21 protein-coding genes are annotated in these 24,334 nt (G+C 48.7%); 5 read left to right on the top strand and 16 right to left on the bottom strand.

Annotation, left to right across the window (positions count from 1 at the left end; translation table 11 throughout):
* Nucleotides 1-3 precede the first annotated feature (3 nt).
* Both DXD04_RS00475 and dapB read right to left on the bottom strand, forming a co-directional pair.
* Nucleotides 4-1,428 carry a S26 family signal peptidase gene (locus tag DXD04_RS00475; protein WP_117670021.1) on the bottom strand — a complete coding sequence of 475 codons (1,425 nt, stop codon included), beginning with the start codon at nt 1,426-1,428 and terminating at the stop codon, nt 4-6.
* A gap of 2 nt (nt 1,429-1,430) precedes the next feature.
* Nucleotides 1,431-2,186, bottom strand: coding sequence for a 4-hydroxy-tetrahydrodipicolinate reductase (dapB, locus tag DXD04_RS00470; RefSeq protein WP_007559449.1), 756 nt, complete (start codon nt 2,184-2,186; stop codon nt 1,431-1,433).
* A gap of 83 nt (nt 2,187-2,269) precedes the next feature.
* On the opposite strand from dapB, the gene DXD04_RS00465 reads away from it, so the two are divergent.
* Nucleotides 2,270-3,541, top strand: coding sequence for a DUF2851 family protein (locus DXD04_RS00465; RefSeq protein ID WP_117670019.1), 1,272 nt, complete (start codon nt 2,270-2,272; stop codon nt 3,539-3,541).
* Nucleotides 3,542-3,740: 199 nt separating this feature from the next.
* Here DXD04_RS00465 and DXD04_RS00460 read toward each other — a convergent pair whose 3' ends face one another.
* The 6 genes from DXD04_RS00460 to DXD04_RS00435 all read right to left on the bottom strand — a co-directional run bounded on the left by DXD04_RS00460 (nt 3,741) and on the right by DXD04_RS00435 (nt 10,585).
* The gene (locus tag DXD04_RS00460) at nt 3,741-4,355 is read right to left on the bottom strand and encodes a hypothetical protein (protein WP_229035199.1); all 615 of its coding nucleotides are present in this window, start codon (nt 4,353-4,355) and stop codon (nt 3,741-3,743) included.
* 44 nt (nt 4,356-4,399) lie between these two features.
* Nucleotides 4,400-5,488 carry a DUF4249 domain-containing protein gene (locus DXD04_RS00455; RefSeq protein ID WP_181977437.1) on the bottom strand — a complete coding sequence of 363 codons (1,089 nt, stop codon included), beginning with the start codon at nt 5,486-5,488 and terminating at the stop codon, nt 4,400-4,402.
* 54 nt (nt 5,489-5,542) lie between these two features.
* Nucleotides 5,543-8,143 carry a TonB-dependent receptor gene (locus tag DXD04_RS00450; RefSeq protein ID WP_409034790.1) on the bottom strand — a complete coding sequence of 867 codons (2,601 nt, stop codon included), beginning with the start codon at nt 8,141-8,143 and terminating at the stop codon, nt 5,543-5,545.
* Nucleotides 8,143-8,952 carry a FecR family protein gene (locus DXD04_RS00445; RefSeq protein WP_117670203.1) on the bottom strand — a complete coding sequence of 270 codons (810 nt, stop codon included), beginning with the start codon at nt 8,950-8,952 and terminating at the stop codon, nt 8,143-8,145. The genes DXD04_RS00450 and DXD04_RS00445 overlap by 1 nt, the downstream gene beginning before the upstream one ends.
* Nucleotides 8,953-9,026: 74 nt before the next feature.
* Complete coding sequence (locus DXD04_RS00440) at nt 9,027-9,545, bottom strand: RNA polymerase sigma-70 factor (RefSeq protein WP_007559456.1); 519 nt, start codon at nt 9,543-9,545, stop codon at nt 9,027-9,029.
* A gap of 101 nt (nt 9,546-9,646) precedes the next feature.
* The gene (locus tag DXD04_RS00435) at nt 9,647-10,585 is read right to left on the bottom strand and encodes a tRNA-dihydrouridine synthase family protein (protein ID WP_181977113.1); all 939 of its coding nucleotides are present in this window, start codon (nt 10,583-10,585) and stop codon (nt 9,647-9,649) included.
* Between the two features lie 58 nt (nt 10,586-10,643).
* On the opposite strand from DXD04_RS00435, the gene DXD04_RS00430 reads away from it, so the two are divergent.
* Nucleotides 10,644-11,051, top strand: coding sequence for an acyl-CoA thioesterase (locus DXD04_RS00430; RefSeq protein ID WP_007559458.1), 408 nt, complete (start codon nt 10,644-10,646; stop codon nt 11,049-11,051).
* Nucleotides 11,048-12,160 carry a DNA-processing protein DprA gene (gene dprA / locus DXD04_RS00425; RefSeq protein WP_117670011.1) on the top strand — a complete coding sequence of 371 codons (1,113 nt, stop codon included), beginning with the start codon at nt 11,048-11,050 and terminating at the stop codon, nt 12,158-12,160. The genes DXD04_RS00430 and dprA overlap by 4 nt, the downstream gene beginning before the upstream one ends.
* 208 nt (nt 12,161-12,368) lie before the next feature.
* Here the strand turns inward: dprA and DXD04_RS00420 are convergent, their stop codons facing one another.
* From DXD04_RS00420 to DXD04_RS00385, 8 genes are all read right to left on the bottom strand, one after another.
* Nucleotides 12,369-13,124, bottom strand: a complete 756-nt coding sequence (locus tag DXD04_RS00420; RefSeq protein ID WP_007559479.1) for a succinate dehydrogenase/fumarate reductase iron-sulfur subunit — start codon at nt 13,122-13,124, stop codon at nt 12,369-12,371.
* Nucleotides 13,125-13,159: 35 nt separating this feature from the next.
* Complete coding sequence (locus DXD04_RS00415) at nt 13,160-15,142, bottom strand: fumarate reductase/succinate dehydrogenase flavoprotein subunit (protein ID WP_117670008.1); 1,983 nt, start codon at nt 15,140-15,142, stop codon at nt 13,160-13,162.
* A 33-nt stretch (nt 15,143-15,175) separates the two neighbouring features.
* Complete coding sequence (locus tag DXD04_RS00410) at nt 15,176-15,865, bottom strand: succinate dehydrogenase/fumarate reductase cytochrome b subunit (RefSeq protein ID WP_117670006.1); 690 nt, start codon at nt 15,863-15,865, stop codon at nt 15,176-15,178.
* Nucleotides 15,866-16,018: 153 nt separating this feature from the next.
* Nucleotides 16,019-17,614 carry a S41 family peptidase gene (locus DXD04_RS00405; protein ID WP_181977112.1) on the bottom strand — a complete coding sequence of 532 codons (1,596 nt, stop codon included), beginning with the start codon at nt 17,612-17,614 and terminating at the stop codon, nt 16,019-16,021.
* A gap of 9 nt (nt 17,615-17,623) precedes the next feature.
* A complete protein-coding gene (gene coaD / locus DXD04_RS00400) occupies nt 17,624-18,079 on the bottom strand; it encodes a pantetheine-phosphate adenylyltransferase (RefSeq protein ID WP_117670004.1) in 456 nt (151 codons plus the stop codon).
* A gap of 34 nt (nt 18,080-18,113) precedes the next feature.
* The gene (locus tag DXD04_RS00395) at nt 18,114-20,051 is read right to left on the bottom strand and encodes a DNA topoisomerase IV subunit B (protein ID WP_117670002.1); all 1,938 of its coding nucleotides are present in this window, start codon (nt 20,049-20,051) and stop codon (nt 18,114-18,116) included.
* Between the two features lie 20 nt (nt 20,052-20,071).
* Nucleotides 20,072-21,202, bottom strand: coding sequence for an N-acetyltransferase (locus DXD04_RS00390; protein ID WP_117670000.1), 1,131 nt, complete (start codon nt 21,200-21,202; stop codon nt 20,072-20,074).
* Between the two features lie 316 nt (nt 21,203-21,518).
* Nucleotides 21,519-22,568 carry a DUF3810 domain-containing protein gene (locus DXD04_RS00385; protein WP_117669998.1) on the bottom strand — a complete coding sequence of 350 codons (1,050 nt, stop codon included), beginning with the start codon at nt 22,566-22,568 and terminating at the stop codon, nt 21,519-21,521.
* Between the two features lie 99 nt (nt 22,569-22,667).
* Between DXD04_RS00385 and DXD04_RS00380 the strand changes: the two genes are divergently transcribed.
* Complete coding sequence (locus tag DXD04_RS00380) at nt 22,668-23,900, top strand: nucleoside recognition domain-containing protein (protein ID WP_117669996.1); 1,233 nt, start codon at nt 22,668-22,670, stop codon at nt 23,898-23,900.
* An 8-nt stretch (nt 23,901-23,908) separates the two neighbouring features.
* Nucleotides 23,909-24,331 carry an rRNA maturation RNase YbeY gene (ybeY, locus tag DXD04_RS00375; protein ID WP_117669994.1) on the top strand — a complete coding sequence of 141 codons (423 nt, stop codon included), beginning with the start codon at nt 23,909-23,911 and terminating at the stop codon, nt 24,329-24,331.
* The last annotated feature ends 3 nt before the right edge of the window (nt 24,332-24,334 follow it).

Raw genomic sequence — 24,334 nt, 5'->3', positions numbered from 1 at the left:
AGATTATTTAATGGAATCCACAAACTTAAACAGACGGTTCCAGCGAATCTTTCCGTCAAACCAGCCACGATCCTGATTCAGCGACAGCCAGATAAAAATAGGTTTACCCACAATGTGGTCTTCCGGCACGAAGCCCCAGAAACGTGAGTCGGCCGAATTATGACGGTTGTCACCCATCATCCAGTAATAATCCATCTTGAAGGTGTATTTCGTCGTTTCCTGTCCGTTGATGTAGATTTTTCCGTCTTTCACCTCCAGGCTGTTGCCTTCGTAGTTCTTGATCGGACGTTCATACATCGGCAGGTTATCCAGTGTCAGGTCTATGGTAGCTCCCTTCTTCGGAATCCATATCGGACCGTAGTTATCTACTGTCCAGCCCGTCAGTTTGTTATCCGGATACAGTCCGCCTGCATCATCATCCGGCACGTTTTCAATGGCAGTCACCAAGTCCTTCCGTGCCAGCAAGGCAGCCTTCGCCTTTTCAGTCAACGGCATGTTATACACCGATTCCTCCGTATAATAAGCCATCAGGTCCTCCTGGCTGATGCCCAGTTCATGACATAAATCCTCCGGCAGCATGCCCTTGGTATGCACGAAATAACGATACTGCACATTATCCGGCTCCTTGTTGGCCTTACCGTCCAGGTAAATAATCCGGTTCTTGATTTCCAGTGTCTGGCCCGGCATACCTACACAACGCTTCACGTAATTCTCTCTCCGGTCTACAGGACGGGTAATCACCTCACCATACAGCTGCGGATTTTCGTCAATATACTTGCGTCCTATCGAGTAATAATAATCATACACATCCCGTTGCTGCTCCAGGTTCAGGCTGGCCAAGTCAATAGGCTGCGAAAGTTGCTTACCGATGGCATAGCTCATGCGATAGATGTCTTCTGCCGGATTGCCGGTAGCCACCGTATCCCCTGCCGGGAAGTTGAACACTACGATGTCATTCAGCTGCACCTCTCCCAGTCCGGCCACCCGTTTGTAGTCCCACTTCGGCCATTCCAGATACGACTTGCAGTTGAACACCGGCAACGTATGCTGCGTCAGCGGCATGTGGAGCGGTGTCTGCGGAATACGGGCACCATAACTCATCTTGCTTACAAACAGATAGTCACCCACCAGCAGCGATTTCTCCAGCGACGAAGAAGGAATCACGTAGTTCTGAAAGAAATACAGATTCACAAAATAGACTGCCACCAGTGCAAACACGATGGCATCCACCCAGCCCATCACCGTCAGCACGGTCTTGTTGGTCGATTTCTTCCACCATGTCCAGGGAATCTTTTTGGAAATATATGCGTCAAAGATGAACGGAACCACTACCAGTCCCAGCCAGCTTTTCAACCAAATCAGGAAAATCAGGTAAAGCACCAGCACTATGCCGAACTTTATCCATTGTTTACGCGATGCCTGTATCATACTCAAAACTGAAATAAATCATTCATACCTAAGAAGCCCTGGTGCGCAGCCGTATATTCTGCAGCCAGCACCGCTCCCAATGCAAACCCCTTGCGGTTCTTTGCGTCGTGTGTAATTACGATAGAATCAGCCTCCGATTCATATTTGATGGTATGGATACCCGGTACTTCCCCTTCGCGGATGGCACTCACTGGCAATTCATCCGGTGCACAGTCGGTCGTGCCCGTCACCGTACCGTCGGGAGCAGTCAGTGTGCCCATCACCCATTTCTGCTTGCGGTCCAGGTTTTCCAGAATCCCTTCAGCCAGTGTAATGGCCGTACCACTCGGGGCATCCAGCTTGTGCACGTGGTGGGTTTCTACCATCGACACATCGTAGTTCGGGAACTGGTTCATAATCTTTGCCAGGTACTTGTTCACCGCCGCAAAGATAGCGACACCCAAGCTGAAGTTAGACGACCAGAACAGCGTCTTACCCTCTTCCTGGCACAGACGGCGCATCTCTTCGCCATGCTCTCCCATCCATCCGGTGCTGCCCGATACCACTTTTACCCCATTCTTGAACGCCTCCAGACAATTGCCGTAAGCCACTGAAGGAGCCGTAAATTCAATGGCCACATCGGCCGAACGGAAAGCCTCCGAAGCAAAATCTTCCCGATTATTTATATCAATGATACTCACAATTTCATGACCTCTGGAAAGGGCAATCTTTTCAATTTCCTTTCCCATCTTTCCATATCCAATTAATGCAATTTTCATAATTCTGATGATAATTTTATTCGCAAAGATAGTGTTTTTCAGTATTAATCATTACATTTACCCAACATTTACAGCTCGTTAACATGGAACATCTACTCCAGTTTGTATGGAAACACAAGCTTTTTCCGCTCACTCCGCTGCATACCACGCAAGGACAAACCGTGGAAGTCATTGACCCCGGACTCCCCAATCCCGATGCAGGACCCGACTTTTTCAATGCGAAAATCAAGATAGACGGCATTCTGTGGGTGGGAAATGTAGAAATCCACGTGCACGCTTCCGACTGGAAACGCCACCACCATCATCAGGACCGCGCCTACGACTCTGTGATTCTGCATGTGGCTTCCGACATCGATGCCGAAACCTTCCGCACCGACGGCACACCCATCCCGCAAATGGAGCTGCACTATCCGCCCTACCTGTTAGACAACTACCGCGAGCTGATTGAAACCAGCCATTACCCGGCCTGCTACCGCCTTATCCCTCGCCTGCCCAAACTCCTGCTCCACAGCTGGCTCTCCAGCCTGCAGACCGAACGTTTCGAGCAGAAGACACAGCGCATCCAGGCCCAGCTTACCCAAAGCAAAGGCGACTGGGAACAAGCCTTTTTTCTCACCTTAGCCCGCAACTTCGGTTTCGGCACCAACAGCGACGCCTTCGAGCAATGGGCACAGACCATTCCCTTGCAAGCCGTCAACAAGCACCGCGATAATCTTTTTCAGATAGAAGCCATTTTCTTCGGGCAGGCCGGCCTGTTGCAGGAACTCCCGTCCGACGACTATTCCGCTCAGCTTACCAAGGAATACGCCTACCTGGCCCACAAATTCGAGCTACAGCCCTCCGAACACCTTCGGTGGAAAATGCTCCGCATGCGCCCGGGCAACTTTCCGCACGTACGCATCGCCCAGCTGGCCAACCTCTACCACCGTTCCCAGGGCATGCTCTCTCAGTTGCTGCTGGCCTCTACGGTGAAAGAACTGCGCGACCTGCTGCGTGGAGGTACCTCCCTTTACTGGCTTACCCACTACGTTTTCGGCGAATCCTCGCCTGCCCGTCCGAAAACCCTCAGCGACGCCTCCATCGACCTGCTGATTATCAATACCGTGGTTCCCTTCCTCTATGCTTACGGCAAGCACAAAGGCGAGGAACGGCTCACCGAACGTGCCGGCAACCTGCTGGAGCAACTTAAACCGGAAAACAACTACATCATCCGGCTGTGGAAAGAATGTGGTCTGCAAGCCGCCCATGCCGGCGACAGCCAGGCACTCATCCAACTCAAAAAGAATTACTGCGACACCAAGAAATGTCTGTTCTGCCGCATCGGATACGAATATTTCAAGAAAAAAGAAGGTTAAAAACCCTTCTCACCCCTTACACACGAGTCTTTCATTAAATCAGTACTTCCTTGGCAGTACTCTAATACTTTCCTTGGAGTACTACAGTACTTACGTGGAAGTACTCAAGTACTGACAAGAAAGTACTGAAAGCTATTAAATCTGTATTTCTCAATATGTTACAGAAATTTATAGAAAATCCATCCCTTTCAAAGAAAAATCATTTCCGTCTTGACAAAGGAATATAGACCGAACACTCCCAGCCTGAAAGTCGGTTACGCAAGAAAGGAGACATATTGAACTTCCTTGTCATCCCCCATTTGTATTGCACAGCCACTTCCATGAATCTGAAGTCATACGCCAATCTTGCAAATACCGGCAAGTCGAAGAAACTTTTGTCATAAAAATAAAAAGTAGGCTCCACTCCTACCGACAGATTCAATCCTCGAAACAGGTACCGTCCCACACTTCCAGCAAAAGATGCCGACCACAGATTACGGATTCCTTCTCCGCCCACATACGTCGTATGCACGTCAGAAGAAAGATAACGGAATCCATAGCTGTAGCGGCCATATCTTGCCGATAACGACAAGTCGAAGAACCAGCCGGTATCCGGACGATTCAGCCGCCAGCGGTATCCGGCACCCAAAGTAAAATCAGCCCCCAAACGGGAGTTTGCCAAATCGAAAGGCGGTAATCCTTTCTCCGGTGAAGCCACCTGGTAGTTTACGGTATTTTTCCCTCCATAAAGCACTAGGCCTGAAGAACGGAGCATCTGTGCACGAACTGTCATCCATAAAAAGAAAAGGAATAAGAAAAAAGATAATCGTTTCATACTGATTTCCAATTAGCGTTATTATTTTTAATCTAGTTTCTGTTTTATTTACTTAACGATTCATTATTCAGCGAAATAAACGGGTGATTCTTTTTTATCGAATCCACATTATATTCAACATTAAACACTGCATGGTCAAAATCTAACTGTGTTTCAGACTCTGACAGTTCCATCCACTCCGTTTGCCGCAAGCAGCAACCACCTACCAGTCCGAAACCGTTCTCCACATTGGTGTAAGTAGCCCGCATAGGAGCCAGCTCCACATTACCCAGTTCATTATTCTTCTGCTCATTAAGTGATTTCAAATAACGGTAGAACTCTTCAGACAGACTATATAAATAAACCTTATATTGCTTTCTGTTTATAAAAGTTTCATCTTGAATAGAAGTCTTGTAATCAGGTATGTAAGTCATATTCAGGCGAAGTGTGTAATTCTTTCCCTGAATTTTCTCATCGCTCCAAAAATACAGATTCTGATAGTACGCATAGTTTCCCATAAAAATGTCATCCAAACCAGAAGAAGCATCCAACATTGGCTCATCACTCCAGTCCATATAAGCAGAAGACGGTTTGCCATAATGCACCTCCGAAGTCCCCTCTTTCCAATACTTCACCCTTTCTTTGACCGTTACCGCATAGTAATTTTCAATCTTTGCATAATCGGTAAAATTTATCTGAAGCTGGAGCACACTCAACTCAGAGGGTTTTCGTTCTATTTTAACAGCGTTTAAGGGAAAAGGAGCAGGAATAATGGTAAAGGCAGATACTGCTTTCACCCCTTCTACCGAAGCTGTAAGCCGGACACGGTCACTCGTCCCATAGGGCTGCACCACATAATAACTTTTGGCGGGGACTCCCGGCAATGAATCCTCTGTCCACAACAAAGGAACAGCAATGTCATTCACTTCCAGTCTGATGTCCCTTCCCTTTAATCCATACATTCTCATGCCTTTGTCATAAACTGGAAGACTGTGCGAAAGACGTACCACCGTAGTATCTCCACTTCCAGGATAACTATATACCGTTAATTTAGGAACCTCTGAAATTTCATCCAAGTCAAAATGATACACACAAGATGACAACAGACTGAAAGCTGCAAGTATTATTATAAAATTCTGTTTGTTTAAATGCATAAATACAATGTTTAGAAATTTGTTATAATCAATGACATTCCAATGCATACCGATTCAGAAATTTAAGGTGTAGCTAAAAGAAGGAATTATCGGGAACAGTCCGATAGCCTTTCCTCTGAAACTTCCATCCACCTGCCGTTCTATCTTTGTATAAAAAGGATTCATACGGCAATAAGCATTATAGATACTCACATTCCAAATTCGCTCGAATCCCCGCTTGGTAGTCCGCCGGAAATTGATACCCACATCCAGCCGGTGGTAGGCAGGCAAAGTAATATTGTTAGGTTTTCCATACATCGGCTCTAAGTCCGACAACTGCGAAGTTCCAGGTAGGCAAGGATTTTCCACATACTGTGTAGGAACCGTCGCATGGTCACCACTACGATAAGTCCACGCTGCATATACATCCATTCGATGGCTGAATTTACGACGATAGACAAAATTCAGTTTATGACGATTATCAAACTTGCTGGGATACCAACCGGAATAGAAATCATCAAATTTTTGCTTGCTCCATGATAAAGTATAACCAGCCTGAAAGAGGTTCTGCTCATCATGATACACCAGCGATGTTTCCAACCCATACGATTTGCCGTCTCCCACCCGTACCACCTGTTCCCAGTTTCCGGCAGGCAATGTAAGACTGCCTCCCGCCTCGTACTCCAACATTCGGCTGGTAGTACGGAAATAGCTTTCCACCTCCAGGCGCAACCTCCACGGAAGTTCCATGTACACACCACCTGCCACCTGTCGCGAATGCATAGGACGTATACGGGAGGTAGAAGGAACCCAACAATCGGTCGGCAAGTTTAAATAAGAATTGGATAACTGGTGCGCAAACTGACTCATCTCGGTATAGGAAACTTTTAAAGTGGTACGACTGAACAGACGGTAACTTGCCGATATTCTCGGCTCCAGCGAATGATATACTGCTCCCGAAACTTGATACATGGTATAACGTCCCCCCAAGTTTATCCGCAGCTTTCGGGTCAGCCTCATATCGTCTTCCGCATAAAAAGAGAATTCATTCCCCTTGTAATGGCTCTCTACTGATGACAATAACGTATCCGTCATTTCCTCCGTACCTCTTATATCCTGTGATAGCGTATGCTGCGGACAATAGATATGATACAAGTAATCGCTTCCGAAGCGAACATGATGACTCGCCGTAGGAAGGTAATGAAAATCCATGCGAAAACCTACGTCATCAATAGTAGAATAACTGTCCCTCTGCATCCGGTCTACAGAATATTCTTTATCATCTTCCCCTTTATAAAAACTATCATCTGACCTGAAGTCATATTTAGACAGATTACGGGCATATACCAAAGAAAAGTTACCGGTCAGTTTATGATTGAACTGATTATTCCATGACAACGCGGCAGAAAGATTTCCCCATCTGATATGATATTCATCCGTGGTCTGTTCTTTCTCTTGATGGAGCAGATTTCCTGACGGGAAAAGCTGTTTATCCTTCATTTTAAACAAATCTCTTCCAGAATACACACTAAAAGAAAGCCTGCTCTCATTGGAAAACCGATGTGTAATTTTCGCATTTATATCATGAAAAGCATAACGGGCATTGATATCTTCTTCGGGAAAGAAACGATTGGCAATCCGCAAAGCAGGAGCAGAAAGCACGTCCAACCAACTCCGGCGCATACCGAACACAAAAGAAGTTTTTTCCTTTATGACAGGCCCTTCGAAACGTAGCCTTCCGTCCAGCAGCCCCAACGAGACCATACCATGAAACTCCTTTAAGTCCCCCTCCTTCATACGGACATCTGTCACAGACGAAAGCCTCCCTCCGTAACGTGCCGGAAAACCACTCTTGTAAAAATCCACGTTCTTCACTATATCCGTATTAAATGCAGAAAACAATCCTCCAAAATGATTCACCTGATAGAGAGGCATGCCGTCCAATAAGAATAAGTTTTCATCATTCTTCCCCCCGTGTACATAAAGCCCGGAGAGCAGTTCCGTGCCAGCAGATACTCCGGGAAGCTGCTGAATTGCCTTGACTAAATCCGGTGAACTGAACAGTGAGAATTCCGTATTCAACTGTTCTGAAGTCAACGAAATCTTTCCAGTCTGAGTTGTAAAAAGAGAAGTATTCAAATCGGCTGTTACCACTACCCCTTCCAATGCAGTGGAACTTTCCTTCAAATAAATAGTACCAGAATAATCTGAACGCAAGTCCAATTCTTTCACCACCTCTTCATAACCTACATAAGAGAAACGCAAAGTATGCTTTCCTTCCGGTAATGTCAAACTAAAAAAACCATGTTCATCCGTTAAGGTACCGATATGCATATTCTGATCATACACCGTGACATTAAGGAGTGATTCCCCATTATCCTGACACACGTGTCCTGAGAAAGTATACTGGCTCGATTTAAACAACAAAACATAGCTGCCTTTTATCTCCCATTTGATTCCGGTTCCGGAAAAGACTGTTTGCAGATTCTCCTTCAATGACTTACCAGAAGAAAGAATGCCAGATAACCGTATCATTTCCAAAGAAGAATCATAGACGAAATTCACATGATACAAGTCTTGCATTCGTACGATTGCTTTCTTCAATTCTGAAGTTTCAGAACAAGGATGTCCCCCTAAACATAAACAGACAGCCGCCACAGTCCACAAGGTACTCATCATACTTGCTTTTTAATATGCACTTTTAATACTTTTTCTATTATCTCGATGATTTCGTCCAGACTGTGTGCATCGAAATTGGCTGTCAACCGTTTGTCTGTCCGGTCAGCTACCAGCTTTACCCCATAATAACGGGAAAGCTCTGCAAGTACTTTCGGAAGAGGAGTATTCTCAAATACAAAACTTCCTTTCTTTACAGAATCCGGACGATGGACGATTTGCGGAACATGCTGACCTTTTACCACTTGTGCCTCCATTCCAGCCAGAAGTTCTACACCTTCCGACTGACCTAGTACAGAAAACCGTACTTTTCCCGATTCCACCTGAACCCATGCGGTATCCGCACGGCTTTCATCCATCACGAAACAAGTACCCAACACTTGAACTTCAGCCAACTTTCCTATTACTTTAAACGGACGAGTACAATCTCTTTTTATCATAAAACCAACTTTCCCCGTCAATTTCACTTCACGACATACATCTGCATAATCCTTTGTACGGAAACAAATAGAAGAATAGGGATATACCGTAACGACCGAACTGTCCGGCAACTGGTACTTTACTGCATGTTCGTATGCTGCCAATTCTGTCCACTGCTTCTCAGGAGATATACCCACCCAGACAATAAACGCCAGCAATATAGCCGCAGCCAGCCCAGATAAAAACAGGAAATACCGGTTCTTTCCGCCTGCCCTTCCAACCACTCCATGCTTTTCCTTGAAAACTTTCAAAGCCTGCCGTGTGTCCAATTTATTCTTTTGATAGTGCCTCAACACAAAACGAAGGCATTTTTCTTCTAATTCATTCATGTTTCTGGTGATATTATACATTCAACCCTGTGACAATAGAAACCCCAAAAATCACTACGTGAAAACACTGAATTTTAGTTAAAGAGAAACATATACACTTTATATGCCCCCTCACGTATCAAACGAAATGCCTTCTGAATATGACTGTCGACTGTATGAACCGAAATATGAAACTTTTCAGCAATCTCCTGATACTTCAGGCCATCCCGTTTATGCAAAAGAAAGACCTCACGGCAACGCTCAGGCAAGGCATCTATGGCAGTCCACATTCGCGCCTCCATCACACTCCGCTCCTCCACCTCCTCATCCAACAAGGTTTCTTCTAATTCAGTAAATGAGACTCCCGATTTGAACAGATTTTCCTGACTCAAATAATCCAAGCTACGGTTCTTAACCATCACATACAAATAAGCCTTCATATTACTTACCTCACAAGACTTTTCATTATTCATTTTCTCCCACAAAGACGAAAAGCAATCCTGCACAATATCTTTGGCCATCTCTACGTCCTGTACATAATGTGTTGCATACAAACACAAAGGTCTATAATAAAACTTGAATAACTCATCTATATTTAATCTGTCTCTTCCCATGTGCAAATCGATTTCTATTTCAAATAGAGACAGATGAAAATACCAAAATCACCATCCTACTTCTGTAAAAAAAGTTAAGTCTTTTCAGTTCTTCATACCTCTCACCGCAACGCCTCTTCCACTGCCCGCAGATACCCGTCCAGGCGATTGCTCTTCAAGATAGCCTTCCGCTGTTTCTTGTCCAGCTCCGGCAACAGGTACTCCCAGCAGGTCTTCAGCTTGGCCAGCAGCTGCGCCTCTCCGCCCTCTATCACCCGATGATAATACAGATACATCTGCCGGTGCATCTGCGCTACCCGTGCCTTCAATTCGTTCTCGGACAATTCTCCCTCACGGAAAGCCAGCGCCAGCGCCGGATTCGTCAGCAGCCCGCGTCCCAGCATCACCCCTTTCAGCCGGGGAAACGCTTCCAGTACCTCCCGGATATCGGCCACCGTCAGCAAATCACCGTTGTACACCAGCGGCCGCTCGCACGCCTCATAGAACGCACGGAACGCCTCCCGGTCCACCGCCCCCTTGTACTGCTGCTTCCCGATGCGCGGATGAAGCGTCACCTGCGTCACACACGAACGGTTGAGTAACGGCACGAGCGCCTTCCACTCCTCCGCATCCTGGCCGCCTAACCTCATCTTCACCGAAAAGCGAATCTCCGGAAACACCTTCATCATCTCCAACAGTGCCTCCACCTTCTCCGGAGAAGACAAGATACCCGCTCCCTTCCCACGACGTACAATCAGCGGAAACGGGCAGCCCATGTTCACATCTATCTCCCGATAGCCCTGCGAAGCCAAAAAGTCCGTCAGCACCTTCAGCTCCTCCGGGTCCGAGGCAATCACTTGCGGAACCAGCCGGGGCACCGTGTTCTCTTCAGGCGACACGTCGCGCCTGTCCTTGTTACGAATCTCTCCCTTCTCCAACCGGACAAAAGGAGTATAATACGCGTCCACACCTCCCAGGCACTGCGCATGTGCATTGCGCCACGCCACTTCCGTAAAGCCCTGCAAAGGGGCTGCATAAATTACTGGTACATTCTCTTTCATATCCCGCAAATATAGGAATAATTCGCTATCTTTGTGAAAATACATAAACTTCACTCTCATGGAGAAATACATCTTTGAACTGAAAATGAAGGTCCGCGACTATGAATGCGACCTGCAGGGAATCGTCAACAATGCCAATTACCAGCACTATATCGAGCACACCCGCCACGAGTTTCTCTCCTCCGTCGGCGTCAGCTTCGCCCAGCTTCACCAGCAGGGCATCGACCCCGTGGTAGCCCGCCTGAACATGGCTTTTAAAACCCCGCTGACCAGCGGCGACGAGTTCATCTCCCGTTTGGCACTCCGCAAGGAAGGCATCAAATACGTCTTTGTGCAGGACATCTACCGTCTGCCCGACCTGAAACCCGTCATCAAATCGACCGTAGAAACCGTGTGCGTAGTCAACGGACGCCTGAGTGACAGCGCCCTCTTCAATGAAATCTTTGCTCCCTACCTGAACCAATGAACGAAAAAGAACTCCTCTGCCGCATGGCCCTTCCCCTTCTGCCCGGCATCGGTCTGGTAGGAGCCCGCCACCTGATTCAGGCTGCCGGAAGTGCGACCATGCTTTTCGAACACGCCCGCGAGCTGCCGGCTCTTCTTCCCGGAGTCACTCCGAAAGTAGCCACCGCCTTTCAGCATACGGAAGTATTCCGTCTGTGCGAAGCCGAGCTCTCGTTTGCCCAGAAGCACCAGATTCAGTGCCTGACCGAAGACGACGAAGCCTACCCTTCCCGCCTCCGCGAATGTCCCGATGGCCCGCTCGTGTTGTTCTACAAAGGCTCGGCCAACCTGAACAACCGTCACATCCTGAGCATCGTAGGCACACGCAATGCCACCGACTACGGCAAAGTCCTCTGCCAGCGTTTCATGCAGGAACTCAGCACCCTGATTCCCGACGTGCTGATAGTGAGCGGGCTGGCTTACGGCATCGACATCCATGCCCACCGTGAGGCACTGACCCACGGATTCGACACCGTGGGCGTACTGGCTCACGGTCTAGACCGCATCTACCCAGCTGTACACCGCCGCACCGCCACCGAGATGCTGACACAGGGCGGACTGCTCACCGAGTTCATGAGCGGCACCAACCCCGACCGGCAAAACTTCGTGAAGCGAAACCGCATCGTAGCCGGCATCAGCGACGCCACCCTCGTGGTAGAGTCCGGCCCCAAAGGTGGCTCCCTCATTACCGCCGAGATAGCCGAAAGCTACCAGCGCGACTGCTTCGCCTTTCCGGGCCGCGTAGGCGACACCTACTCCACCGGCTGCAACCTGCTGATACAAAAAAACCGCGCTGCCTTGATACAGGGCGCGGAAGATGTGGTAAAAGCCATGAACTGGGACCATGTGCCCATTTCCCCTCAGGTAGTCCAGCGCCAGCTGTTCCCGGAGCTGACACCCGAAGAAGAACAAGTCATCACCCATTTACAGAAACATCCCGACGGGATACAAATCAATACGTTGGTAGTGGAAAGCAACATCGCCATCAACCGCATGACCAGCCTGCTGTTCAACTTAGAGATGAAAGGCGTGGTCCGTGCACTGGCAGGAGGAGTTTACAAAATGGCATAAAAAATGGGAGAACGCTTTCTCCCAACCTTGTTAACCTTAAATCTAATACTATGAAAAAAATCACGTGACAAATGTAAGAATAACACTTATTCTGTGCAAATATTCAACCCTTGATTTTCAGCTTTTTAAAAGTTTTTAAAAGACAAAAAGAATTCGCCCCGAAACAGCGTGTGCTTCGGGGCGAATCGTTATCTGTCTGTAAAGAGAATTAGTCTTTCAGTTTTGCTTTGATGAAGTCGCGGTTCAAACGAGCGATGTTGCTGATTGAAACGCATTTCGGACATTCTGCTTCACAAGCACGAGTGTTGGTACAGTTACCGAAGCCCAGTTCGTCCATCTTGGCAATCATAGCCTTTGCACGACGCAATGCTTCCGGTTTTCCCTGAGGCAACAGGTTCAACTGGCTTACCTTAGCAGAAACGAACAGCATGGCTGAACCGTTCTTACAAGCAGCTACACAGGCACCACAACCGATACAAGAAGCGGCATCCATTGCTTCGTCAGCTACCGGTTTCGGAATCAGGATAGCGTTGGCATCCTGAGGAGCACCTGTACGTACGCTGATGAAACCACCTGCCTGCATAATCTTATCATAAGCAGTACGGTCTACCATCAAGTCCTTGATAACCGGGAAACCAGCTGAACGCCACGGTTCTACAGTGATTACATCACCGTCTTTGAAACGACGCATGTAGATCTGGCAGGTAGTAGCACCTGTAGCAGGTCCGTGCGGATGTCCGTTGATGTACAAAGAACACATACCGCAGATACCTTCACGACAGTCGTGGTCGAACACTACCGGTTCTTTTCCGTCTTCAATCAACTGTTCGTTCAAGATATCCAGCATTTCCAGGAAGGAAGTATCGCCTGGAATGTCCTTCATCTGGAATGTATCGAAATGACCTTTTTCCTTAGGTCCGTTCTGACGCCAAACTTTCAGCGTAAATGATATATTTTTATCCATTTTACTTAGATTCTTTAATTGTTTAACTTCACTGATTAGCTCTTGTAGTTACGAGTCTGTACCTTGATAGCTTCGTAAACCAGCGGTTCTTTGTACAATACCGGAGCCTTGTCGTCGCTTCCCTGGTATTCCCAGCAAGCTACATAGAAGAAGTTTTCGTCATCACGTTTTGCTTCACCTTCTTCTGTCTGGTATTCTTCACGGAAGTGACCACCGCAAGATTCGTTACGGTTCAATGCATCGTAAGCAATCAGCTCGCCCATTGTGATGAAGTCGTTCAGACGGAAAGCCTTATCCAGCTCTACGTTCAAACCTTCCTTAGAACCCGGGATGAACAGTTCTGTTTCGAATTCCTTACGGATGTCTTTCAGCTTAGCCAGACCGGTCTTCAAACCTTCAGCTGTACGGCCCATACCTACGTATTCCCACATTACGCGACCCAGTTCCTTGTGGATAGAGTCTACAGACTTCTTACCCTTGATGTTCATCAGGTGGTCAATCTTGTCCTGAACAGCCTTTTCTGCTTCTGCAAATTCAGGCAGGTCAGTAGAGAAACGAGGAACAGTAATCTGGTCGGCCAGGTAGTTCTGGATAGTGTAAGGCAATACGAAGTATCCGTCGGCCAGACCCTGCATCAATGCAGAAGCACCCAGACGGTTAGCTCCGTGGTCAGAGAAGTTACATTCACCGATAGCGAACAGACCCTTGATAGAAGTCTGGAGTTCGTAGTCTACCCAGATACCACCCATTGTGTAGTGGATAGCCGGATAAATCATCATCGGGTTGTAGTATTTCACACCGTTGATTTCGCGAGCCAGTTCGCCCGGATTTACGTCGGTGATTTCTTCGTACATATCGAACAAGTTACCGTAACGCTGGCGAACTACGTCCAAGCCCAGACGTTCGATACTTTCAGAGAAGTCAAGGAATACGGCCAGACCTGTGTTGTTTACACCGAAACCGTGGTCGCAACGTTCTTTAGCGGCACGTGAAGCCACGTCACGCGGAACCAGGTTACCGAATGCCGGATAACGGCGTTCCAGATAGTAGTCACGGTCTTCTTCAGGAATATCGCTACCTTTCTTTGTTCCAGCCTGCAATGCTTTGGCATCTTCCAGTTTCTTCGGAACCCAGATACGACCGTCGTTACGCAGAGATTCTGACATCAAAGTCAGCTTAGACTGCTTGTCACCGTGTACCGGAATACAAGTCGGGTGAATCTGTACGTAAGCCGGGTTAGCGAACATAGCTCCCTTACGGTAGCAAGACATGGCAGCTGTTACGTTACATGCCATGGCGTTAGTTGACAGGAAGTAAGTGTTTCCGTAACCACCAGTTGCGATAACTACTGCGTGAGCAGCGAAGCGTTCCAACTTACCGGTTACCAGGTTCTTGGCGATGATACCGCGTGCACGACCGTCAACCAATACTACGTCGAGCATTTCGTAACGAGTGTACAGTTTTACAGTACCGGCACCAACCTGACGGCTCAATGCAGAGTAAGCACCCAGCAACAGCTGCTGACCTGTCTGACCTTTAGCGTAGAATGTACGAGATACCTGTGCACCACCGAATGAACGGTTAGCCAATGTACCACCGTATTCACGAGCGAAAGGAACACCCTGTGCCACGCACTGGTCGATGATGTTGTTTGATACTTCAGCCAGACGGTAAACGTTAGCTTCACGAGCACGGTAGTCACCACCTTTCACTGTATCGTAGAACAGACGATAGATAGAGTCACCGTCGTTCTGGTAGTTCTTGGCAGCGTTGATACCACCCTGTGCAGCGATAGAGTGTGCACGGCGAGGAGAGTCCTGGATACAGAAGTTGAACACACGGAATCCCATTTCACCTAAAGAAGCAGCAGCAGAAGCACCTGCCAGACCTGTACCTACCACGATGATGTCCAGACGACGTTTGTTAGCCGGGTTCACCAGTTTCTGGTGAGCTTTATAATTGGTCCATTTCTCAGCTATCGGGCCTTCAGGAATCTTAGAATCGATTATCTTAGTCATAATGTTTTTTCAATTTAATCAGTTACACTTAAATTAGCAAGCACCGCAACCCATCATGTTTTTCAGGAAGAACACAACGGCTACCAGCATGAAGCCAAGTACGATGATGGTAGAATAGATGTTAGAGATGCATTTCCAACGGTTAATCCAGATGGTGTTGTTCCAACCCAAAGTCTGCATAGAGCTCCAGAATCCGTGAGTCAGGTGGAACCACAAGGCAATCAGCCAGATGATATACAACACGAAGAACACCGGATTAGAGAATGTCTGCATGATGTAGCCGTAACCGTCGGCTGCATGAAGACCACCCTTCATCGGGTTGCCGATGATTTCAGCGAACTGCATTTTGTACCAGAAGTTTACGAAGTGAAGAGCCAGACCCAGGATTACAATGATACCCAGTACCAGCATGTTCTGAGATGCCCATTCCACGTTTTTCGGTTTTGCTGTCACTGCATAGCGTTCGTGACCGCGAGCTGCACGGTTCTGCATCGTCAGCCAGAAAGCGTAGATGATGTGAATTACAAACAGGGCAGCCAGTCCGACAGTAGCTACCAGCGCATACCAGTTGGCACCGAGGAACTCACAAACCATGTTGTACGCCTCGCCCGAGAACAATGCAACAAGGTTCATCGCCATGTGAAATGTCAGAAACAGGACAAGGGCGATACCAGTAACACTCATCACCACTTTCCTTCCAATAGATGAATTACTTAACCACATAAATGATTGAATTTAAATTATTTAATTGTTAGAACTATAAATTCGCACTCGAAGGTCCAAATTATGATGCAAAATTAGAAGATTTATTGAGATAACACAACAGATTATGGAAAAAATTCTGTAATCGGAAGCCGTGAGCCACACGTAAAAAGCCTATCTTTTGGGAAAATTCATGCCGGGCTTGCGCAGTAGTTCAATGGCCTTTTTCATGCTGTCGTTCAGCGTGTTAATCACCTGGAAGTATTCGTTCATGTCCCAGATGTCGCGGGCCAGCAGGGCTTTCAGCTGGGTCTTGACCAGCGGAAGTGCCGTACGGAACTGGGCCTCGTTGTAGGTGATGCCCATGGAGGTGCCTTGTGCCACCAGCTCATCGAGCATGGCCTGGCTCACCTCAAACTCGCGGTTGAAGCGGTCGAACGTCTTATACTGCTGGAGCCATTCTTTCCGGTGGCGGTCAATCAGCTTGATGTTCAGCTGCACCATGGCGCCTTTGTCGCGCAATGACAGATAATAGTTGGTGTACATCGTGGTGTCGATGGGCACGAAATAGTCGGGCATGATGCCTCCGCCACCGTACACGGTACGTCCTAGCTTCAGGGTCTTGGCCTTGAGCGAGTCGGGGAAGTGGATGCTGTCGGCACTCATCATCTCACCCCGGTTGTAACGGTCTATCAAGTCTTTATTGTATTGCTCGATGCTTTCGTAAGGTTTCTGGATACAACGGCCCGAAGGGGTGTAGTAACGGGCGATGGTCAGACGGATCATGGAACCGTCGGGCAAATCGATGGGGCGCTGTACGAGTCCTTTTCCGAAGGTACGCCGGCCTACTACGATACCTCTGTCCCAATCCTGAATGGCTCCGGTGACAATCTCACTGGCGGAAGCCGAGAATTCATCGACGAGCACCACCAGACGGCCTTTCTGGAAATCGCCGTCGCCCTTGGCTTCAAATTCTGAACGGGGGTTGCGGCGGCCTTCGGTATAGACAATGAGTTCTTTCTTACCCAAAATCTGGTCGCACAGGATGATGGCGGCATTCAGGTAACCGCCTCCGTTGCCTTGCAAATCGAGAATCAGGTCTTTCATGCCTTGCTTCTGCAACTTGTGGAGGGCATCGGTAAATTCTTGTCCGGTGGTAGCGGCAAAGCGGTTCACACGGATATAACCGATTTTTCCTTCTACCATGTACGAAGCATCCAGACTGTATACGGGAATCTTGTCGCGCTTGATGGTGAAGGGCAGCAACTCTTTCACACCGGCACGCAACACTTTTACCGTCACCGTGGAGCCTTTTGGTCCGCGCAAGCGGCGCATCACTTCGTCAGTGTTCATCTTCACACCGGCAATGACCGTGTCGTTCACTTCGATGATGCGGTCGCCGGCCAGGATGCCGACTTTCTCGGAAGGTCCTCCCGATACGGGCTGGATGACAAAGAGGGTGTCGGTAGCCATATTAAACTGGATACCGATGCCATCGAAGTTTCCCTGAAGGGGTTCGTTGAGCCGCTTCACTTCTTCCGGGTCGGAATAGGTGGAGTGCGGGTCGAGCTCTTCCAGCATGCTGACAATGGCGGTTTCCACCAGTTTGTCTTCGTCTACCTTATCTACATAGAGATTGGAGATGGCGAACTCGGCCAGCTGCAGTTTGCGCGAAGGCGAATCGAGCAGCTTGTTCTGGGCAGGCAGGGCAGTCCATGCCGCACATCCTGCCAATAAAGCGAATAGGTATTTTCTGATTTTCATGTGCATTCTTTCATTTTATTCCACTTCCATGCCTTCGGGCAGAAAGTCGGATACATCCTTGCCATACTGCAGGAGTTCACGGACGATGGTGGAACTGATGGAGGTCAGTTCGGGCTCCGTAAAGAGTAGGATGGTTTCTACGCCGGCCAGCTTGCGGTTGATGTCGGCAATGGTTTCTTCGTATTCAAAGTCGTGTACGGTACGGATGCCGCGGATAATGAATCCGGCCTCGCGCTCGCGGGCAAAATCAACGGTAAGGTTGTCGTATGCCTCGACCTTGATGCGCGGCTCGTCGGCATAAAGTTTGCGAATCATCTCTACGCGCTTCTCGGTGGGGAACCAGGTTTTCTTTTTGTCGTTCACCCCAATGCCGATGATGATTTCGTCCATAAAGGTCAGGGCACGCTTCACCACGGAATAGTGCCCGATAGTAAACGGGTCGAATGTGCCCGGAAATATCGCTCTTTTCATCACTGATGACTGGCAGTTTTTAATTATTAATTCTTCATTCCTCATTCTTAATCAGGTCTTCCTCTACCACCAGATTGTCGATGATGAAGTTCTGGCGTTCCATGGTGTTCTTTCCCATGTAGAACTCCAGCAGTTCCTTCACGGCGTCGGTCTTGCGAAGGGTGACCTGCTCCAGACGCATGTCCTTACCGATGAAATGGCGGAACTCGTCGGGCGAGATTTCTCCCAATCCTTTGAATCGGGTGATTTCGGGATTGGGACTCAACTTCTCGATGGCAGCCACACGCTCTTCTTCCGAATAGCAGTAGATGGTTTCGTACACCCCTTTCTTGCGGTTACGCACGCGGAACAGGGGGGTCTGCAGGATGTACACATGACCTTTCTTTATCAGGTCGGGGAAGAACTGCAGGAAGAAGGTAATCATCAGCAGGCGGATGTGCATACCGTCCACATCGGCATCGGTGGCCACGATTACCTTATTATATCGGAGTCCGTCGAGCCCTTCTTCAATGTTCAGGGCAGCCTGCAGGAGGTTGAACTCTTCGTTCTCGTAGACCACCTTCTTGGTGAGTCCGAAAGAATTCAGCGGCTTACCGCGCAAGCTGAACACGGCCTGCGTATTGACATCGCGGCTTTTCGTGATGGAACCGCTGGCGGAGTCTCCCTCGGTGATGAAGATGGAGCTTTCCAGACGGGGGTCGTCTTCTTCTTTCTTTCCGCCTTTCTGGTCGTTCAGGTGGATGCGGCAGTCGCGCAACTTACGGTTGTGCAGGTTGGCTTTCTTGGCACGCTCACGGGCTATCTTCGTGACGCCGGCAATGGCCTTGCGTTCTTTTTCGGATTCCTGGATTTTCTGCAGCAGGACTTCGGCCACATCGGGATGCTTGTGGAGGTAGTTGTCTACCTGCTCTTTTACGAAATCGCCCACAAACTTGTTGACGCTGACGCCCGACAAGGGATAGGGGTTGCCTTCGGAATCTTTCTCCGGTGCCATAGACAGTGAGCCCAACTTGATTTTGGTCTGGCTTTCGAACGTAGGTTCAATCACGTTGATGGCAATGGCAGCCACCAGTCCGTTACGGATGTCCTGAAACTCCAGGTTCTTTCCGTAGAACTCCTTGATGGCACGGGCTATGTGTTCCTTGAACGCGCTCTGGTGGGTTCCTCCCTGCGTGGTGTGCTGACCGTTGACAAAGGAATAGTATTCCTCGCCATACTGCGCACTGTGGGTAAAGGCTATCTCAATGTCTTCGCCCGTCAGGTGCACAATGGGATACAGTCCCGGCGCAGTCATGTTGTCGTTCAGCAAGTCTTCCAGTCCGTTACGGCTCACAATGCGGTGTCCGTTATAATAGATGGAAAGGCCCGTATTTAAATAGGTATAATTGCGGAGCATGGTCTCAATGAACTCCGGACGGAAGTGGTAGTTCTGGAACAGGGTATCGTCGGGCTCAAAGAAGATGTAGGTTCCGTTTTCTTCGTCCGTGGCGCAGGTCTCGTCGCTGACCAGTTCTCCACGTTCGAACACGGCCTTGCGCATCTGTCCGTCGCGGGCACTCCAGGCCACGAAACGGCTGCTCAATGCATTGACCGCCTTGGCTCCCACTCCGTTCAGACCGACACTTTTCTTGAAGGCCTTGGTATCGTACTTTCCTCCGGTGTTCAGCATGGAAACGGCATCGACCAGACTTCCCAAAGGAATGCCTCGTCCATAGTCGCGCACGGACACCCGCAGGTTGTCTTCCATCTGGATTTCAATGCGCTTTCCGGCTCCCATCTTGAACTCGTCGATACTGTTGTCGACGACTTCTTTCAACAGCACATAAATTCCGTCTTCCACCTGCGAACCGTCGCCCAGGCGACCGATGTACATACCGGGACGGGTACGTACGTGCTCCATGTCGCTCAGGTGGCGAATGTTCTCTTCGGTATAAGCTACAGAGGAAACGGTTTGTTCATTGAGTTCTTCCATATCTATTCCCCCTCTGTTTTTTAAATCATTTTCTTATAAGCACGGCGGCGTTTGTGTTGCACGGATTCGAATGCGCTCCACTGTGCCTGTACTTTCTTGTTGAGCTCAAGCTCCGGATTACTTTCCCCATACTCAAATCCCATCTGCTGGAAAATAGGCACAAGGTCGTAGAACAAGAGAGCGTTGACTCCCTTGCTCTGGTATTCGGGCTTCACGCCTACCAGCAGCAAATCGAGCACACGCGGACGCTTGATGAACAGGGCCTTTAACAGGTGGTACCAGCCGAAAGGAAGCATCTTTCCCTTGGCTTTCTGCAAGGCTTTCGACAAGGACGGCATGGCGATTCCCACTGCCACCAGGTTGCCTTCCGCATCTTCTACCAACGACACCATGCGCAGGTCGATGAGCGGCAGATACATCTTTATATATTGGTTAATCTGTCCCTGCGTCATCTGCGAATATCCGTAAAGAGGCGCATAGGCTTCGTTAATCAAATCGAAGATTTTCTGCCCGTAGTTCTGCTTCTTGATTTCGCTCCGCTTGAGCTTCTTAATTTTCAGGTTGTACTTCTGAAGAATGATTTCGGAGATGCGCACAAACTTGTCCGGAAGCTGGTGGGGCACGCTCAGTTTGTATTCCACCCAGTCGGCTTCTTTCTCAAAGCCTAACTGCTCCATGTGTTCCGGATAATAGGAATAATTATAGATGGTGGCCATCGTACTCAACTGGTCGAATCCTTCAACCAGCATTCCTTCGGCATCCATATCCGTAAATCCCAACGGACCGACAATGGCTTCCATACCTTTTTCTTTTCCCCATTGCTCTACGGCTTTCAGCAAGGCTGAAGACACTTCTTCTTCGTCAATGAAGTCCAGCCAGCCAAAACGGACTTCTTTCTTGTTCCAGGTGTCATTTGCACGGTGGTTGATGATGGCAGCCACACGCCCCACTATCTCCTCGCCTTTGTATGCCAGGAAATATTCTGCCTCGCAGAATTCAAATGCCGGATTCTTCTTGGGATTGAAGGTATTCAGCATGTCATCGTACAAATCGGGAACGGAATAGGGATTATCTTTATAAAGTTCGTAATTAAAACGAATGAACTTCTTCAGTTCTTTTTTCGTAGTGACTTTTTTAATCGTGATAGTCATTGTGGTATAATTTTCTTTCGTTCGCTTTGAGTTTAGAAAAATTAAGGCTGTAAAGATAGTGTTTTTTCTCCTAAAAAGCTGGCTATTCACTGATTTTCACACTTTAAGGATTTTTTACGCAAGAAGCAAACGGCATACGAAAATTAGAAATTTGATGGGATTTTAAGGTATCTTTTCATTTCATTTCCAGAATGAAGAAAGCAGTAATTCCGGTAATCCACTGTTTGACAGTAAAATAAGTCATCTTTCCCCCTTGAGAATTGAAAAATCAGCTTCTCTCCGACGGATGGACGGGATTTTCAGATTCTCGCGGCGTTTATTTCCACCAGCCGCCGGGCAAGGCAAGAATCATGGCTACCACTTCGGCATAGTTTTTCTGTCCGGAAGGAATCTGGTTGCCTTTGAGGTAATACTCATACATCAGTTCCTGCACTCGTCCTACCCACGGATTGTAGCGTGCCTGCCAGTAGGCTTGCTTTTCACGAAGGGTCTGCAAAATCTCGGGACGAATGGAAGCAAGCAGTTGCCGGTAGTCTTCTTCTTCCAACAATGTAGCGGCATTGGAGAGCACATAGGGTAGCAGACCGAAATAGCCGGAGTAGCGGACGGCTGGTGAAACGGAGCGGATGCAAATCTGATAGGCCCAGAAGTTGGCTTCGGCCTCGCTGCTTATTCCCAACAGATGGGAATATTCATGGGCATAGGTGAACGGCCATTGCAAGGGAGGCAGCTCGCGGTTGAGCTGTGACTCGGCAAAAAAAGGGCCCATGTAGCCCAACACGCCGACACCGGAATAGAGTGCGTTGAACATGACTTGCTTGGGATGCTGGTAGCTTCTCGGTGAAGAAAGACCGAAACGGGAGGGCACCTGGGCAAAGAGTTGCTTCACCTCTTTTTCGATGATCTCGTGCGAAGGGAAAGGCGACTGCGTGTAGGCTTGATTCAAGCGGCGGGTATAGTCGGCCAGAAAATGCTGAAAGGTGGAATCCTGATAGGCCACATATTCTACAGAGGAACGCGTAAAGAAGTCTTTCCGGAAATAGTTGATTCCCCAGCCTACATAGAACCAGAGGTACACTCCTACCAGCAGCTCGGCTTCTGCACGCAAGGTCCACTTCCACCCTTTCTTTTTCTTCCAGCCCCACAGCGGTAGTCCGGCAAGGAGTACACACGCGGCTACAAAAAACCATTCTTCCATGGAGAAGGGTATCCAGGAAACCAGGGCCGACAACAGTGCGGACAAAGCGGGATAAAAGTGACGGGCATACATCTCGCCCCAATCGGGCAAGAGGCGGCAAAGGAAGATGAAGCACACCCCCAAGGCCTCTGCGGTCCAACGTACGTAACGTAAGGGAAAACTTTTCATATACACAAAGTTATATGTTTTCAGACAAGGTGAAGGAAGTGACAAAGAAATTATATATTTTTGTAACACAGATTAATCATGAATTATACTTAGATAGAAATGGCTTTAAACTACATCTGGATTGCATTTTTCCTTCTGGCCTTCGTGGTGGCACTGGTCAAGCTCGTATTTTTAGGCGACACGGCCGTATTTCCGGAGATTATCAATTCTACTTTCGCTTCTTCCAAAACGGCGTTCGAAATCTCATTGGGACTGACGGGGGTGTTGTCGCTCTGGCTGGGCATCATGAAGATTGGAGAAAGAGGAGGCGTTATCCAGCTTTTCGCCCGTCTGCTGAGTCCGCTGTTTTCAAAACTGTTTCCGGAGATTCCGAAAGGGCATCCGGTGACGGGAAGTATTTTCATGAACCTGGCAGCGAATATGCTGGGGCTGGACAATGCGGCCACACCGCTCGGCCTGAAAGCCATGGAGGGACTGCAGGAGCTGAACCCACGAAAGGATACAGCCAGCAACCCGATGATCATGTTTTTAGTGCTGAACACGTCGGGACTGACACTGATTCCCATCAGCATCATGGTATACCGGGCACAGATGGGAGCCGCACAGCCTACGGACGTGTTTGTTCCGATTCTGCTGGCGACTTTCTTTTCGACGATGGCCGGTATCATTGCGGTCAGCCTGTACCAGCGCATCAACCTGCTGAACCGGACTATTCTGCTGTTTCTCGGAGGAGCCAGTCTGCTCATTGCAGGCATCATCTGGCTTTTCCTTCAGCTTAGCCGGGAACAGATTGACCTCTACTCTACCACCTTTGCCAATGTGTTTCTCTTTCTCGTCATCATCGGCTTTATCGTGTCGGGCATGCGGAAAAGAATCAATGTGTACGATGCCTTCGTGGAAGGAGCCAAAGAAGGATTTTCTACTGCCGTGCGCATCATTCCTTACTTGGTGGCCATCCTGGTTTCCATCGGTGTGTTCCGTGCTTCGGGCGCCATGGATTTTCTGATTCAGGGCATCGCCGGGGTGGTACGGAGTTGCGGAATAGACGACCAGTTTGTCGGCGCACTGCCCACGGCACTGATGAAGCCGCTGAGCGGTAGCGGGGCCCGCGGACTGATGGTGGACGCCATGAGCACCTACGGAGCCGATTCGTTTGTCGGCCGTCTGGCCTGCATCTTCCAGGGGTCAACGGATACTACATTTTATATTCTGGCGGTGTATTTCGGAAGCGTCAGCGTGACGCGTACAAGGCATGCGTTAAGCTGCGGACTGATAGCCGACTTTACCGGAATACTAGCTGCCATTTTCATCGGATATTTATTTTTCAATTAACATAAGCTATGATTAGTTATCAGACAGAGGGCATAGACATGCCCGCCATCAAGAAGCGCGAAACGACTGCATGGATCAAAGCCGTGGCCGATACCTACGGCAAGAAGGTGGGCGAAATAGCGTACATCTTCTGTTCGGACGAGAAGATCTTAGAGGTGAACCGCCAGTACTTGCAGCATGATTATTACACGGACATCATTACGTTCGACTACTGCGAAGGCAAGAAACTGTCGGGCGATTTGTTCATCAGCCTGGACACGGTACGCACCAACGCCGAACAGTTCAATGCGCCGTATGAGACGGAACTCTACCGCGTAATCATACACGGCATACTGCATCTTTGCGGCATCAATGACAAGGGGCCGGGAGAACGCAAAATCATGGAAGCCGCAGAAAACAAAGCACTGGAAATGCGGAAAGATTTCATGTAATTC

Origin of the sequence: Phocaeicola plebeius, assembly GCF_003437535.1 — a bacterium.
Lineage (GTDB): Bacteria > Bacteroidota > Bacteroidia > Bacteroidales > Bacteroidaceae > Phocaeicola > Phocaeicola plebeius_A.
The sequence above is the reverse complement of the archived record's forward strand: the minus strand, read 5'-3'. Positions and strand labels throughout refer to the sequence as shown.